Raw genomic sequence first — 14,732 nt, 5'->3', positions numbered from 1 at the left:
ATGTGATGGCGAAGATGCGGGTGCCGGTGAAGAGGGATGGGGCCGGGCAGAAAAAGAAAGGGTGTTAACGACTGAAAACAAAAACGCCGACACAAGTGTCGGCGTTCAGGTGCGGCAGGCTAATAAAAATTAACCTGCAACCACGTTCACGATCAGTTTCGCGAATACTTCGCTGTGAACCTGGAAGTCCACTTCGTGCTCACCGGTGGTGCGCAGAACGCCGTTCGGTAAACGAACTTCGCTCTTAGCAACGTCAACGCCAGCTGCAGTAACAGCGTCAGCGATGTCGCGGGTACCGATGGAACCGAACAGTTTACCTTCATCGCCTGCTTTAGACGTGATGGTAACAGTGCCCAGTGCGTTGATTTTTTCTGCGCGCGCGTTAGATGCTGCCAGAACGTCAGCCAGTTTGGCTTCCAGTTCTGCACGGCGTGCTTCGAAGAATTCAACGTTTTTCTTGGTAGCAGGAACAGCTTTACCCTGTGGAACCAGGAAGTTACGAGCGTAGCCCGCTTTAACGTTAACCTGATCACCCAGGCTGCCCAGGTTTGCTACTTTATCAAGCAGAATAACTTGCATTACCTTATCCTCTTAAAGTCGTTAATGGACAGTTGCCGATTACTGATGACGATCAGTGTACGGCAGCAGAGACAGGTAACGCGCGCGCTTGATAGCACGAGCCAGCTGACGCTGGTATTTTGCGCGAGTACCAGTGATACGGCTTGGTACAATCTTGCCGCTTTCAGTGATGTAGTTTTTCAGCGTTGCGATATCTTTATAATCGATCTCTTGAACGCCTTCCGCGGTGAAACGGCAGAACTTGCGACGACGGAAATAACGTGCCATTTGGCTAGTCTCCAGAATCTATCAATTCAATCTGCTCGGCATGTAACACCATTTTACTCTGACCATTTCGCGCCTGATGGCAGCTAATAAAGCCTTCGAGAATGAGTTGCGTGCCGACCGTTATATGTTGAGTAATCACCTGATGGGCGCTGCCGCTAAGAATAACAGGCATTCGACACCAGGCTTGCCGGTGAAATCCGGCTTCCATCTGCACCGAGTTGTGCTCAAGCACGAACTGACAGTGCGGAATTCCTGACGGGCTAATTTTTCGAACTGGCGTCTTACACACGGTGCCAGACAGGCGCAGCCGATTAACCGTCACGATGGATTACTCTTCAGAATCCCCAGCATCTGAGTCATCAGCGGATTCGTTAGCAAAATCTTCGCGGCGCTCACGACGCTCGTCTTTCGCTTTAACCATCGGTGATGCTTCAGTTACCGCGTTTTTAACGCGCATAACCATGCTGCGGATAACGGCGTCGTTGAAGCGGAAGTTCGTTTCCAGCTCGTCAATCACTTCCTGCGGCGCTTCTACGTTCATCAGAACATAGTGTGCTTTGTGCAGTTTGTTGATTGGGTAAGCCAGCTGACGGCGGCCCCAGTCTTCCAGGCGGTGGATCGTGCCTTCTGCACCAGTGATAGCACCAGTGTAACGCTCGATCATGCCAGGAACCTGTTCGCTCTGGTCAGGATGAACCATAAATACGATTTCGTAATGACGCATCGAAATTGCTCCTTACGGATTATTCAGCCTCCTGTCAGGGTCAGCTGCGGCCCACGGAAGCAAGGAACGTTATAGGTTGTGAATCACCGAAATGACACACACCTCTGAATGCAGCTGAAAAATTGACGCGTAATCATACTGGCGTGGGCGGACAAACTCAAGCGGGGATTTCATTTAAATCGGCGGGAGACCGCCCCGCTCCCGCGCTTATGTGTGAAAAGCAAGCAAGGGCCAAAGCAAGAGGGCGGTTTCGTTAACGGATCAGAGTTGACGCTTAAAAAAGCTGACCAGCGCGGTCAGACCTGACGGCGTAATTTTGTGTCCGATATGCGTTTCGGACAGCGTGGTCAGGTGGGCATCAAGCCCCTTTTCGCGTAATGCCCGATCCAGGCGCTGAGTTTCAGCAAAAGGCACCACTTCATCGGCATCACCGTGCCACAACAAAAGTGGCCGGTTCGCCAGGTTCTGCAGCCGGGCTGAAGGATCATAGTCCGCCAGCGACGCCATACGTGCTGTGAACTGGGCTTTCTGTTCTTCATTCGTTACCACCACAGGCGGAAACAACGTATGACTGAGCTGCATAAAGTAGCCTGACCCCATCATGCAGGCAACGCTGTGGATGTGTGAATAGCGCGCCATAATCCCCAGCGCCGTCATGCCTCCCATTGAGGCGCCAGCAACGGCAAAGCGCGCATCGGCAATCAGATCGTCGGCACGTAAGGCGGCCTCGATAGCCGGAAATTCATCAATGTTCTGTTTGAGGATGTCCCAGAAATGGCGCAACCGCGTCTCGGCATCACCGTTATAACGCGCACCATGCATGTCGGCATCGGGCATAACGGCACGGAAGCCTGCCTGCGCCAGCGCAACGGCAAAGTAAGCGTACACCTCTTTGGATGAGGTAAACCCGTGATAGAAAACGAGGGTGGGTAAGCGCTGGCGACGCTGACCCGCAGGCGCAGCATGCAGGCACTCGATTCCTGCAAACCTTTCCGTGGTGAGCTCTATCATTTTTTCTCCTCTCCGACGACAAATTGAGACGACATATTAGGGGTTTAATGTAATTCCGCGCTTCACAACATCATAAAGGCAATAATTTCTTAACTAAACATTTGCGCCGCGCTGCCGTTGTTAGTGCATATTTGACAAAAAATAAAGGTACTTTATGAAACGTTTCTCTCTCAGCAGAACAAGCCTTGGAGTGAAGCTGTGCGCCATAACTTCAGTAAGTGTAGGCGTTTTATTGTTAGTTTTGACGCTGATTCAAAGTCAAAATGCTTCACGCCAGTTGGAAAGTCTCGCCATGGATGACATGGTCAATCAGGTGCAGGGCATTACTGAAATGGCGTCCATGTTTAACGCGACGCTGACGCAGGAAGTGGGCAATTATACTCAACTGTTTGTCAGCTTTTTGCCTAAGCGTTTCAGCCGCGATGAAACTTCACGTATTCAGGTGGGCGAGTTTTCAACACCGACTCTGCGGGCCGGGCTCAAAACGCTGAACCTCGATCAAATTGCCGTAGATGATTTTACGGATCGTACGTCGGCCGTCGCCACCATCTTTGTGCGTGATGGTGATAATTTCATTCGTGTTTCCACCTCGCTGAAAAAAGAAGATGGCAGCCGGGCCATTGGCACCCAGCTTGATCGGACCAGTGGGGCCTGGAAAAAAGTGACGCAAGGCGAGATCTACCGTGGACTGGCCACCCTGTTTGGTCACCGTTATATCACGCAGTATCAGCCCGTTAAAGACGACAGCGGTACCGTGATTGCCATTATTTTTGTTGGCGTACAGATCGATAAACAGTACGGCCTGATGCGCGAAAAAGTGCTGGCACGTCGTCTGGGCGACAGTGGGCATTTCTACGTGTTAAACGGCACGCCAGGTGCTATGCAGGGGCAGTACCTGTTTGATAAACAGGCTGAAGGTAAACGTCCCGACTGGCAGGAGGGCGTGCTGAACGCGATGCTGACGCAGCCTGAGGGCGTACAGCAAGCCGATATTGATGGGGAAACCAAAATGCTGGCCTGGCAACAGTTGCCTGGCTGGAACTGGATTGTGGTCGGTGAGGTCAACCGCGACAGCCTGCTGGCACCGGTGATTCACAGCCGCAATATGTTCCTCATAACCGGCCTGATTCTGGTCTTGCTGTTTGCGCCGTGTTTTGTCTGGTACAGCCGTCGTGCCATTACGCGTCCGTTACAGCAGGTCATCCATTTGGCTGAGCAATACGCGGCCGGTAACTTACTGGTTCATCTGGCTACGACGCGCCACGATGAAGTGGGTCAGCTGATTAATGCCATTAACGGGATTGGCGAAGGGCTAGAGAAAATAGTCGCGCAGGTTCGCCGTGCCGCGCAGGAAATCAGCGATGGCACGGATACCATTGCCGCCAGCAGTCACAACATCAGTGAGCAAATTGGGCGCCAGGCAAGCAGCGTTGAAGAGACATCGGCCAGCATGGAGCAGTTTGGTGCGACCGTCGAGCATACCGCCGACAGCCTGCGTCAGGCCATGTCGCTGGTGGCCGAGGCCAGCAGTATTGTGGATAACGGCAACCAGACGGTCACCCGTTCGGTCAACACCATGTCCGCCATCAACGTTTCGTCGCAGAGCATCGCTGACATTACGCACGTTATTGAGTCCATTGCCTTCCAGACCAATATTCTGGCGCTGAACGCCGCGGTGGAAGCCGCCCGGGCGGGTGAGCACGGGCGCGGCTTCGCCGTCGTTGCCGCCGAAGTACGGGCGCTGGCACAGCGTTCCGCCCAGGCAGCAAAAGAAATTGATACGTTGATTGCGACCTCAATACGTCATGTTGCTGAAGGCCATGCATTGTCGGAACAAACCCGCGATGCGATGAGCGAAATTGTGACGCATATTGAGCAGGTTCAGGCGTTAATGGGTGAAATTAACGTCGCCGCACAACAGCAAACGGCAGGCATTGGCCAGGTTAACCTGGCGATGAATCAGATTAGCCAGGCCACGCATCAGAACAGTGAACTGGTTACGCAGGCAGAACAGACAGCCCAGAGCCTGAGTGATAAAGGCCACCACCTGACGCAGCTTGTCAGCGTTTTCTCGATTAAGTCGTGATGATCGCGGGGCGGTGGCTTACACTTATCCTGTTAAGGTGACTCTCAAGGATTAGCTATGCGTTATGTTGTGTTACTGACGTTGAGTCTGTTGTTGAGTAGCTGCACGGCGTTTCAGGAGACGCCGAAAGCCCCGCCCGCGCCAACGGCTCAGGCGCAGTCGATTACCCGCGCGCAAAGCTATGGTTTACCGAAGCTCGGTACGATTAGCGCCAGCGTGAGAGGCTCACCGGATGACGCGGAGCGGGCGATTGCTGCGCGCGCGAATCAGGCAGGCGCCGTTTATTATCAGATTCTGATGGTCGACGAAACGATAACGCCTGGCATCTGGTATACCACCGCGATCCTCTACGGTGCCTCACCGGCCGCTGGCGCGCGCCAGTAGGCGATCGGCCAGTGCCGCATCGATAGTGGGTTCGCCCCGCGTATCCAGCCACTGGCCGCACCAGGCATCCGCCAGTCGCGGTTCAGCGTGGCGTAACAGCTGAACCGCTGTGGCCAACTTCAGGATGTCCTGTGTTAACGTCCGCGCCTGGGCTTCATCGTGTTTGCCCAGGCGCAGCTTCAGTTGACGCCAGCGTCTGTCGAAGTGGCGGTTAACGCCCTTTACCTCATCACATTCCCGAATTAACGCCTCCACGATGCCGCTCTTTTTGCTTATCACACGCAGAACATCCAGACACATCACATTGCCTGAGCCTTCCCAGATGCTGTTAACGGGCATATCACGGTAAAGCCGGGGCAGTTCGCTTTCCTCGCAGTAGCCATTCCCTCCCAGCATTTCCATGGATTCTGCTACAAACGGCATGCCCGCTTTGCAAATCACAAACTTCGCCGCGGGAGTTAACAGCCGGGCAAACGCCGCCTGATTCGCGTCATCCGCCTGCGACCAGGCACGCGCCAGCCGCATCAGTAAGGCCGTTTGCCCTTCCAGTTGTAGCGCCTGACGCGCTAACACCTGACGCATCAGGGGCTGATCCACCAGATTTTTTCCCATCACCTGGCGCTGGTGGGCATGGTAAAGGGCGACGGAGAAGGCCCGGCGCATTTGTCCGTGACTGCCCAGCGCGCAGTCAAAGCGCGTCATGCCGGCCATTTTCAGGATCAGGCGCACGCCTTCGCCCTCTTCACCCAGCAGCCAGCCGGTTGCGTCTTTGAACTCCACTTCACTACTGGCATTGGCGCGGTTACCGAGTTTGTCTTTTAAGCGCTCAATGAAAATGGCGTTATGTGACCCGTCCGGCAGCAGGCGAGGCAGAAAGAAACAGCTGAGTCCCTGCTGCGTTTGCGCCAGGATGACGTGGGCATCGCTTTGCGGTACAGAGAAAAACCATTTATGGCCGATGAGGCGATACGCTTTGCCACTTCCCCGTCCCTGCAGCGGCTCTGCGCGCGTGGTATTCGCCAGCACATCGCTGCCGCCCTGCTTTTCAGTCATCCCCATGCCGATCAACAGTCCACGCTTCTGATCGCCCGGCATCGCATGTGTGTCGTAACGATCGCTGAGTAATGGCTCAAGCCAGCCCCGAAACGCGGTGGGCAGATAGCGTTGCAGCAAGGGAATCGCGGCGTGCGTCATCGTCACCGGGCAAAGCGTGCCGGCCTCAACCTGGGCATGCAAAATAAACCGGGCCGCGCGCGCCACGCTGGCGTTTGGCTGTACATCAGGCTGCCAGCTGAGGTTATGCAGACGGCTGCTGCACACGCCCTGCATCAGCAGATGCCAGGCAGGATGAAAGCGCACGTCATCCACTCTTACGCCGCGCGCATCATAGCGGTGAAGTTCAGGAGGACAGGTATTCGCAAGCCGCCCCAGCTCCAGCGACTCTGCACTGCCCAGTTGACTGCCTACCGATGCCAGCCAGTCGCTGTCCCCTCCGCCGCCTTCACGCAACAGCGCGTCACATAACGGCACGTCAGACAGAAACAGGTTGCTGTTACTGAGAGGAAAAGGTTGATTAAACACGGTGTGAGTTGTCCAGGTCATAACGGCTCCTCGCGATATCACTCACTCAGTATGTAAGGTGAGTGGCCATTATGACCGGACAGAAAACCTAATTTGCGGCGGCGATCACGCGTTGCGCTGACGCACCGCCTCAAACAAACAGACGCCCGTTGCGACTGAAACATTGAGCGAGGAAACGCTTCCTGCCATTGGAATGCTGATCAGTTCGTCACAGTGCTCACGCGTCAGGCGGCGCATGCCTTCGCCTTCCGCGCCCATGACCAGCGCCATCGGGCCTGTCATCTTACTTTGATAAACGGTGTGGTCGGCTTCACCAGCGGTACCCACAACCCAGATGTGATATTCCTGTAGCAGACGTAAGGTACGCGCCAGATTCGTGACCCTGATTAACGGGATGTTTTCCGCTGCACCGCTGGCCACTTTTTTAGCGGTTGCGTTCAGGGGCGCAGAGCGATCTTTCGGCACGATAACGGCATGTACGCCCGCCGCGTCGGCACTGCGCAGGCAGGCACCCAGGTTATGCGGATCGGTGACGCCGTCCAGCACCAGCAGGAAGGGTTTCTCCAGGCTCTGCAGCAGATCCGGCAGATCGCCCTCCTGATACTGCCGACCCGGCTTAACACGTGCCACGATGCCCTGATGTACGCCGCCTTCGACCTGGCTGTCCAGCCATTTGCGGTCGGCCAGCTGAATGACGATCCCTTGAGCTTCCAGCGCGGTCACCAGTGGTTGCAGGCGACGATCGTCGCGGCCTTTGAGAATAAAGACTTCCTGGAAACGTTGTGGGTCACGTTCCAGCAACGCCTGCACGGCATGGATACCAAAAATAATTTCGCTCATCAATCTGCTCAGTGGTTGGAAATAAATGGATAACAGCCCCTGCGCGAACGCAGAGGCCTGGGCGCATCAGGCAGGCTTCGCCTTCTTCGCGGCGCGCTTCGCCTTAGTGGCGGCGGCGATTTTACGGGTTTTCTCCGAAACTTTTTTACTTTTTTTCTCAGTCTTTGCCGCAGCAGGCTTGCTGCCACTCTTGCGGAAAGCGGAATCCGGCTCAAAGTTGGTTTTACGGCTGGCCTGGCGACGGCGTTTGGTTGGTGCTTTACCGTCCCGCTTCGCCTTGTCACGTTCGGTTTTCCCTTCGCCGCGCACCTGACGCTTGCTGGAGATCAACGCAAAGTCAATCTTGCGCTCGTCCATATGGACCGCTTCAACACGCACTTCAACCGCATCACCTAAGCGATACGTGCGTCCACCGGATTCACCGATCAACCGCTGCCCCACCGGATCAAAGCGGTAGTAATCATTGTCCAGTGTCGACACATGCACCAGGCCGTCGATAAACAGATCGCTGAGACGGACAAAGAAGCCAAAGCCGGTAACGCTGGAGATGACACCATTGAAGACATTACCGACCTGATCCTGCATAAAGTCACATTTCAGCCAGTCGGCGACATCGCGGGTGGCTTCGTCGGCACGACGCTCGGTCATGGAACAGTGCTGGCCCAGTTGCAGCATCTGCTGCATATCGTAGTGATAACCGCCCGTGGGTGTCGTCAGGCCCTTCACGTCGCCCTGTTCTTTAGCCAGCAAATACTTGATGGCGCGGTGCAGGAGTAAATCCGGATAACGGCGGATGGGTGAAGTGAAGTGAGCATATGACGCCAGCGCCAGACCAAAGTGCCCACGGTTTTCCGGGTCGTACACCGCCTGTTTCATGGAGCGCAGCAGCATGGTTTGCAGCATTTCCGCATCCGGACGATCGGCAACCTGCTCCAGCAACGCGGCGTAGTCGACAGGCTGCGGTTTATTGCCTCCTGGCAAACTCAGGCCAAGTTCATTTAATACGGTGCGGAAACTTTTGATGCTGTCATCGCTGGGGCGATCGTGATCGCGGAACAGCGCAGGCTCCTGATTCTTCTCCACGAAGCGGGCAGAAGCAATGTTTGCCAGAATCATGCACTCTTCAATCAGCTTGTGGGCGTCATTGCGCGAGGTGCGTTCAACGCGTTCGATGCGGCGTTCAGCGTTGAAAATAAACTTCGCTTCTTCTGTCTCAAAGGAGATACCACCCCGTTCTTCGCGGGCGGTTTCCAGCACCTGGTACATGTTGTGCAGTTCCTGCAGGTCTTTGACCAGCGGCGCGTACTGCTCACACAGCTCCGGGTTGCCTTGCAGAATATTCCACACTTTGGTGTAGGTCAGACGCGCATGGGAGTTCATCACCGCTTCATAGTGTTTAAAGCCGGTGAGTTTACCTTTTGCCGATACGGTCATTTCGCACACCATACACAGGCGATCGACCTGAGGATTCAGCGAGCACAAGCCGTTCGACAGCACTTCCGGCAGCATCGGCACTACCTGCGAAGGGAAATATACCGATGTCCCGCGCTGCTGTGCTTCGTTATCCAGCGGTGTGCCGGGGCGAACATAGTAACTGACGTCCGCAATGGCCACCCACAGACGCCAGCCACCTCCGCGCTTTTTCTCGCAGTAAACCGCGTCATCAAAATCGCGCGCATCCTCACCGTCGATAGTGACTAACGGCAACTGGCGCAGATCGACCCGGCCTTTTTTCGCCGACTCGGGCACCTCTTCACTCAGCTTGCTCACCTGAGCTTCAACCTCTGGCGGCCAGCTGTGCGGAATTTCATGGGTGCGCAGCGCCATATCCACGGCCAGGCTGGTGCCCATATCATCGCCAAGAATCTCGGCGATTTTACCGATTGCCTTCGAACGCCGGGTTGGACGTTGTAAAAGCTCAACGACCACGACGGACCCCATGCGGGCATTCATGGTTTCTTCAGGCCCGATCAGAATATCGAAGCTCAGACGACTGTCGTCGGGCACAACAAAGCCGACGCCGGCATCGGTGAAATAACGGCCGACGATTTGATTATTGCGCGGTTCCTGAACCCGAACGACACGCGCTTCGCGGCGACCTTTTCGATCGGCCCCCAGCGGTTGCGCCAGGATGACATCGCCATGCATACAAAATTTCATCTGTTCGGCAGAAAGATACAGATCGTCTTTTTGCCCTTCAACGCGTAAAAAGCCATAGCCATCGCGATGACCAATGACCTTTCCACGCAGCAGATCAAGACGTTCAGGCAGGGCATAACACTGGCGGCGGGTGAAAACTAACTGGCCATCACGTTCCATTGCACGTAAACGACGGCGTAAGGCTTCGAGGTGCTCTTCTTCCTGCAAATTCATTTCTTGTGCCAGCTCTTCGCGGCTGGCGGGTTTTTCGCGTTTTTCTAATAAAGCCAGAATAAATTCACGGCTTGGAATAGGGTTTTCGTACTTTTCAGCTTCTCTGTCCAGAAAAGGATCTTTTGACATTACGGTTCCTCCGATGTCATTGAGTATTCATTGCCACCGGCGGTTCAGACAATACAATTTCATATAAAGGCGTATTACCTTCCACTAAATCTGCCAGCGTATAGCCGTCCAGTTCTTTTAAAAATAACTGCACGGCATCATGTAAGGCCTGCTTAAGGCGACAGGCAGGCGTGATAGAGCACCGGGCGCAGTCAACCAACTGCAAAGGTTCCATTTTGCGAACCACATCACCAATGATGATATTTCCCGGAGGCATTCCCAGACGAATGCCCCCATTTTTGCCACGTATGGCCGCAACAAACCCAGCACGACTAAGTTGATTGATAATTTTGACCATATGATTACGCGACACGCCATACGTATCGGTGACCTCTGTAATACTGGTTAGTCTGCCTTCCGGCAGCGTGGCCATATAAATCAACGCCCTCAGGCCGTAGTCGGTAAAACTTGTTAGCTGCACAGTGACCTCAGTCAATCATTCGGTGGCACCTGTATGCTCGCCCGTCCTGCTGTTTATTTCAATATTGAACTGGTTCTGACGTATTTCGCTACGATGATAAACCAGAGTGTTGGCGGCTGTGTATTTTTTTCAGCCAGTGTAGAGTTGGACAAGCGAAGGGAATTTTAGTGGCATTAAATCACATAAAAAACAAAGGCCGGACATTGTCCGGCCAGCTGATGATTACGCGCTGAATGGGTCACGCAGAATCATTGTCTCGCTACGATCAGGGCCGGTTGAAATAATATCAATCGGAACACCGGTCACTTCTTCTACACGTTTGATGTAGTTGCGCGCCGCCTGAGGCAGGCCTTCCAGCGTTTTAACGCCAAAAGTGGTTTCGCTCCAGCCCGGCAGGGTTTCATAGATCGGCTCAATGCCTTCCCAGTTCTCAGCAGCCAGCGGCGTAGTGGTGACTTCACTGCCGTCAGGCATGCGATAAGCCACGCAAATTTTTACTTCTTTCAGACCATCCAGTACGTCCAGCTTGGTCATACAGAAACCAGACAGTGAGTTGATCTGCACCGCACGGCGGACCGCAACGGCATCCAGCCAGCCCGTACGACGGCGGCGGCCTGTAGTGGCACCAAATTCGTTACCTTGCTTGCAAAGGAACTCACCGGTTTCATCGAACAGCTCGGTAGGGAACGGACCCGCACCCACACGCGTTGAGTAGGCTTTAACAATACCCAGTACGTAATCGACAAAACGCGGGCCGATACCTGAGCCTGTCGCCACACCACCGGCGGTGGTGTTGGACGAGGTCACATAAGGATAGGTACCGTGATCGATATCCAGCAGTGTTCCCTGCGCGCCTTCAAACATAATCAGATCGCCACGCTTACGCGCCGTATCCAGCAGTTCAGACACATCGACCACCATGCCGGTCAGAATGTCGGCAACCGCCATGACATCGTTCAGCACTTTATCGTAGTCGACGGCTTCTTCTTTGTAATAATTCACCAGCTGGAAGTTATAGAGATCCATCACTTCTTTCAGCTTGGCAGCAAAGGTTTCTTTGTTGAACAGGTCGCTGACGCGCAGTGCACGACGGGCAACTTTGTCTTCGTAAGCCGGTCCGATGCCACGGCCCGTCGTCCCGATCGCTTTTGCACCGCGCGCTTTTTCGCGCGCCATGTCCATGGCGACATGGTATTGCAGGATCAGCGGACAGGCTTCAGAAATCAGCAGACGTTCGCGTACGGGAATCCCACGCTCTTCCAGGCCTTTCATCTCTTTCATCAATGCTTCAGGAGAGAGAACCACGCCATTACCAATGATGCTGGTAACGTTATCACGCAGGATGCCAGAAGGGATTAAGTGGAGAACGGTTTTTTCACCGTTGATGACAAGTGTATGGCCCGCATTGTGGCCGCCTTGATAACGCACCACGTAGTTAGCGCGCTCAGTCAGAAGGTCTACAATCTTACCTTTACCTTCGTCACCCCATTGGGTGCCCAGTACGACGACGTTCTTACCCATTTCTCAAAATCACCGATTGCTTAAAAAAGGATTCTACCATCTGATTTTATGGTTTTCAGCACTTTTAGCACACGATTGCGCGCTTTTTTGCCTGCGTTTTGATCACTACTACATCCAGGGGGTAAACGCGGCTTCAGATACCACACAGACGGCGAGCGCCACCTTATCAGGCTTCGCCATGCAGCCGCAGCATGCAGTAAATCACCACGCCGGCGACCACTAATCCCCCACCAAAACGGTGTAAAAGCCGATCGGGCAACTGGGTCATGCTCAACACTACGCGCCGCCACAGCCGTGGCATAAACATCGGCCCCAGTCCCTCGAGCACTAAAACCAATGCCAGTGCCATCCAGATATTTACGTTCATTCCGCATCCAAAAAAAAGGCCGACAACATTGTCGGCCTGTCAGTTATATCAGTTCTTAGCGCGTGGCGTTAGACGGTGCCTTCATATAGCGGAAGAAGTCACTGTCCGGGCTCAACACCATCACGTCCTGATTTTCGTTGAAGCTGTTTTCATAAGCACGCAGGCTGCGGATAAAGGCGTAGAAATCCGGATCCTGACTGAAAGCATTCGCAAACAGTTTTGCCGCTTCTGCATCGCCATCACCGCGGGTAATCAGGGCTTCACGCTGGGCTTCTGCCAGCGTACGGGTAACCTGATAGTCAGCCTGAGCACGCAGTTTTTCCGCCTCTTCCTGGCCTTGTGAACGCTGACTACGCGCAACCGCTTCACGCTCGGCGCGCATACGGTTAAAGATCGCATCTGAGACTTCCGTCGGCAGATTGATCTGCTTGATCCGCACGTCAACAACCTGAATCCCTAACGCCGCCATACTGTTTGGATTTGGCGCAGGTTCACTGCTGTTGGTTTCCCGTTCAACCCGTGCCGCTGCGCTGGCGATAGCATCATCTGCGGCTGGCGTAGACACGTCATCGTCACCGCCTGCCGTACCGGTATTCAGCGCATCACGGACATCCGTGGTCAAACGACCACGAGAATCGGTCACGATGTCTTTCACGTCGAGACGGCCCATTTCTGAACGTAAACGGTCACTGAATTTACGCTTCAGCAGCACTTCGGCCTGAGACACATCCCCACCACCGGTTGCCAGGTAGTAGCGACTGAAATCGCTGATGCGCCACTTAATGTAAGAGTCGACAATCAGATCTTTCTTCTCTTTGGTGACGAAGCGATCGGCCTGGTTATCCATGGTCTGGATACGCGCATCCAGCATTTTAACCGTTTCGATAAACGGAATCTTGAAATGCAGACCCGGTGCAAAAACCTGAGGCTTGTTTTCGCTGTCGCGCAGGACTTTACCAAAGCGCAGGACAATACCGCGCTCACCTTCCTGTACCACGAAGAGCGACGCATAAATGGCGACCAACGCGATAATAATGACAACTATGACTGGCTTACGCATTGATTACTCTCTCCCTTCGCGCTGGGTATCGTTGCGCAGAGCGTTGGCTCGACGCTGATCCATGATGCTGTCTGGACTGTATGACGACGTGTCCGTGCGGCTTGCACTCCGATCGGAAAGTGACGGCAATGCTGCGCTGCTCTTTTGCCCGTTCTTCGCAGAGGAAGACTGAACACCACGCATCAGTTGATCGAGAGGCAGAACCATCAGGTTGTTACCACGATCGTTCACCAGCACTTTACGTGTATGACTCAGAACACGCTCCATGGTCTCAATGTACAGACGCTCTTTGGTAATTTCCGGCGCGGCTTTGTATTCCGGTAAAAGCTTGGCAAAACGCGCCACTTCACCCTGTGCTTCCAGCACCGTGCGCTCTTTATAAGCACGTGCTTCTTCCAGCACACGCTGCGCACGACCGTTAGCCCGCGGCTGAACTTCGTTCGCATAGGCTTCCGCTTCACGCACATACTGCTCACGGTTTTCACGCGCGGCAATCGCATCATCAAACGCTGACTTCACTTCTTCAGGAGGACGCGCCGCCTGGAAGTTAACGTCAAGCACCGTGATGCCCATATGGTACGGGCGAATGGTTTCGTCGATTTCGCGCTGCGTTTCGCTACGCACGACCGTACGACCTTCTGTCAGAATACGATCCATGGTAGAGCGACCAATTACGCCGCGCAGCGCACTGTCCGTTGCCTGACGCAGGCTGTCGTCCGGGCTGGTAACAGAGAACAAATAGCGTTCCGGATCGGTTACGCGGTACTGCACGTTCATCTCCACGCGCACGACGTTTTCATCAGAGGTCAGCATGACGCCCGAGGCCGCCAGTTCACGCACGGCTTCGACATTCACGGCGCGGACCTGATCGATAAAGGTGGGCTTCCAGTTCAGGCCTGGCTCAACGATGTGGCTGAACTTACCAAAGCGCGTGACAACACCGCGTTCCGCTTCTTTGATCGTATAAAATCCGCTTGCTGCCCAGATCACTACTGCCGCAACAGCGACAATGCCAAAAAGTTTGCCGCTACCGCCGGAACTGCGCTGACCATTGTCACCTTTATTGCCACCGCCGAATCCGCCAAGCTTTTTACTCAGCTTGCGGAAGATATCATCCAGATCAGGAGGCCCAGCTTCCTTACCTCCCTTATTCCCCCAGAGTTGCCGCCTTGATTATTGCTGCTTCCCCACGGGTCGCGGTCCTGTCCGTTATTTCCGGGCTGATTCCACGCCATGTCATTACTCCATTTATAGTTTTAGCGGCTTACCCTTGTGATTTTCCGTTGTGGCGGCACTGGCTGCGTCTGTGTTCCCGACTCGCCGACCAGGTGAAGAGAGTGGCCGTCGGGA

Annotated in this window: 14 protein-coding genes and 1 pseudogene; 2 read left to right on the top strand and 13 right to left on the bottom strand. The window is 54.4% G+C overall.

Annotated elements, in window-relative coordinates:
- Positions 1-129 precede the first annotated feature (129 nt).
- From rplI to yjfP, 5 genes are all read right to left on the bottom strand, one after another.
- On the bottom strand, positions 130-579 hold the full coding sequence (gene rplI / locus GC087_RS02770; protein ID WP_006120926.1) for a 50S ribosomal protein L9: 450 nt from the start codon (positions 577-579) through the stop codon (positions 130-132).
- 39 nt (positions 580-618) lie between these two features.
- Positions 619-846, bottom strand: a complete 228-nt coding sequence (gene rpsR, locus GC087_RS02765) for a 30S ribosomal protein S18 (protein WP_000135199.1) — start codon at positions 844-846, stop codon at positions 619-621.
- A 4-nt stretch (positions 847-850) separates the two neighbouring features.
- A complete protein-coding gene (gene priB, locus GC087_RS02760; protein ID WP_006120927.1) occupies positions 851-1,168 on the bottom strand; it encodes a primosomal replication protein N in 318 nt (105 codons plus the stop codon).
- A 6-nt stretch (positions 1,169-1,174) separates the two neighbouring features.
- The gene (gene rpsF, locus GC087_RS02755) at positions 1,175-1,570 is read right to left on the bottom strand and encodes a 30S ribosomal protein S6 (RefSeq protein ID WP_006120928.1); all 396 of its coding nucleotides are present in this window, start codon (positions 1,568-1,570) and stop codon (positions 1,175-1,177) included.
- Between the two features lie 261 nt (positions 1,571-1,831).
- On the bottom strand, positions 1,832-2,581 hold the full coding sequence (gene yjfP / locus GC087_RS02750; protein WP_006120929.1) for an esterase: 750 nt from the start codon (positions 2,579-2,581) through the stop codon (positions 1,832-1,834).
- 154 nt (positions 2,582-2,735) lie between these two features.
- Between yjfP and GC087_RS02745 the strand changes: the two genes are divergently transcribed.
- A complete protein-coding gene (locus GC087_RS02745) occupies positions 2,736-4,667 on the top strand; it encodes a methyl-accepting chemotaxis protein (RefSeq protein WP_054633018.1) in 1,932 nt (643 codons plus the stop codon).
- A 57-nt stretch (positions 4,668-4,724) separates the two neighbouring features.
- Positions 4,725-5,051, top strand: a complete 327-nt coding sequence (gene bsmA / locus GC087_RS02740; protein ID WP_324029563.1) for a biofilm peroxide resistance protein BsmA — start codon at positions 4,725-4,727, stop codon at positions 5,049-5,051.
- Here the strand turns inward: bsmA and GC087_RS02735 are convergent.
- The 8 genes and pseudogenes from GC087_RS02735 to hflK form a co-directional block, all read right to left on the bottom strand.
- Positions 5,025-6,653, bottom strand: a complete 1,629-nt coding sequence (locus tag GC087_RS02735) for an isovaleryl-CoA dehydrogenase (RefSeq protein ID WP_324029561.1) — start codon at positions 6,651-6,653, stop codon at positions 5,025-5,027. The two genes, bsmA and GC087_RS02735, sit on opposite strands and share 27 nt — an antisense overlap.
- A gap of 84 nt (positions 6,654-6,737) precedes the next feature.
- The gene (rlmB, locus tag GC087_RS02730; protein ID WP_033740035.1) at positions 6,738-7,472 is read right to left on the bottom strand and encodes a 23S rRNA (guanosine(2251)-2'-O)-methyltransferase RlmB; all 735 of its coding nucleotides are present in this window, start codon (positions 7,470-7,472) and stop codon (positions 6,738-6,740) included.
- Between the two features lie 66 nt (positions 7,473-7,538).
- Positions 7,539-9,974 (bottom strand): ribonuclease R, encoded by a 2,436-nt coding sequence (gene rnr / locus GC087_RS02725; protein ID WP_006120935.1) that lies wholly within the window; start codon positions 9,972-9,974, stop codon positions 7,539-7,541.
- 16 nt (positions 9,975-9,990) lie between these two features.
- Positions 9,991-10,434 carry a nitric oxide-sensing transcriptional repressor NsrR gene (gene nsrR / locus GC087_RS02720; protein WP_006120936.1) on the bottom strand — a complete coding sequence of 148 codons (444 nt, stop codon included), beginning with the start codon at positions 10,432-10,434 and terminating at the stop codon, positions 9,991-9,993.
- A gap of 222 nt (positions 10,435-10,656) precedes the next feature.
- Positions 10,657-11,955 (bottom strand): adenylosuccinate synthase, encoded by a 1,299-nt coding sequence (locus tag GC087_RS02715; RefSeq protein ID WP_033740036.1) that lies wholly within the window; start codon positions 11,953-11,955, stop codon positions 10,657-10,659.
- A gap of 166 nt (positions 11,956-12,121) precedes the next feature.
- Complete coding sequence (locus GC087_RS02710) at positions 12,122-12,322, bottom strand: DUF2065 domain-containing protein (RefSeq protein WP_006120939.1); 201 nt, start codon at positions 12,320-12,322, stop codon at positions 12,122-12,124.
- A gap of 55 nt (positions 12,323-12,377) precedes the next feature.
- Entirely contained in the window at positions 12,378-13,382 is a 1,005-nt protein-coding gene (hflC, locus tag GC087_RS02705) for a protease modulator HflC (protein ID WP_006120940.1), read from the bottom strand.
- 3 nt (positions 13,383-13,385) lie between these two features.
- Positions 13,386-14,617 (bottom strand): annotated as a pseudogene (gene hflK / locus GC087_RS02700) (FtsH protease activity modulator HflK).
- Between the last annotated feature and the right edge of the window lie 115 nt (positions 14,618-14,732).

The organism is Pantoea sp. JZ2, from assembly GCF_035191405.1.
Classification (GTDB): domain Bacteria; phylum Pseudomonadota; class Gammaproteobacteria; order Enterobacterales; family Enterobacteriaceae; genus Pantoea; species Pantoea stewartii.
This window is presented reverse-complemented; position numbering and strand designations above follow the sequence as displayed.

Coding starts and splice junctions, on each gene's coding strand:
- GC087_RS02745 (WP_054633018.1), top strand. CDS start 2,736: ATGAAACGTTTCTCTCTCAGCAGAACAAGCCTTGGAGTGAAGCTGTGC.
- GC087_RS02715 (WP_033740036.1), bottom strand. CDS start 11,955: ATGGGTAAGAACGTCGTCGTACTGGGCACCCAATGGGGTGACGAAGGT.
- rnr (WP_006120935.1), bottom strand. CDS start 9,974: ATGTCAAAAGATCCTTTTCTGGACAGAGAAGCTGAAAAGTACGAAAAC.
- rpsR (WP_000135199.1), bottom strand. CDS start 846: ATGGCACGTTATTTCCGTCGTCGCAAGTTCTGCCGTTTCACCGCGGAA.
- hflC (WP_006120940.1), bottom strand. CDS start 13,382: ATGCGTAAGCCAGTCATAGTTGTCATTATTATCGCGTTGGTCGCCATT.
- GC087_RS02735 (WP_324029561.1), bottom strand. CDS start 6,653: ATGACCTGGACAACTCACACCGTGTTTAATCAACCTTTTCCTCTCAGT.
- yjfP (WP_006120929.1), bottom strand. CDS start 2,581: ATGATAGAGCTCACCACGGAAAGGTTTGCAGGAATCGAGTGCCTGCAT.
- bsmA (WP_324029563.1), top strand. CDS start 4,725: ATGCGTTATGTTGTGTTACTGACGTTGAGTCTGTTGTTGAGTAGCTGC.
- rplI (WP_006120926.1), bottom strand. CDS start 579: ATGCAAGTTATTCTGCTTGATAAAGTAGCAAACCTGGGCAGCCTGGGT.
- rlmB (WP_033740035.1), bottom strand. CDS start 7,472: ATGAGCGAAATTATTTTTGGTATCCATGCCGTGCAGGCGTTGCTGGAA.
- GC087_RS02710 (WP_006120939.1), bottom strand. CDS start 12,322: ATGAACGTAAATATCTGGATGGCACTGGCATTGGTTTTAGTGCTCGAG.
- rpsF (WP_006120928.1), bottom strand. CDS start 1,570: ATGCGTCATTACGAAATCGTATTTATGGTTCATCCTGACCAGAGCGAA.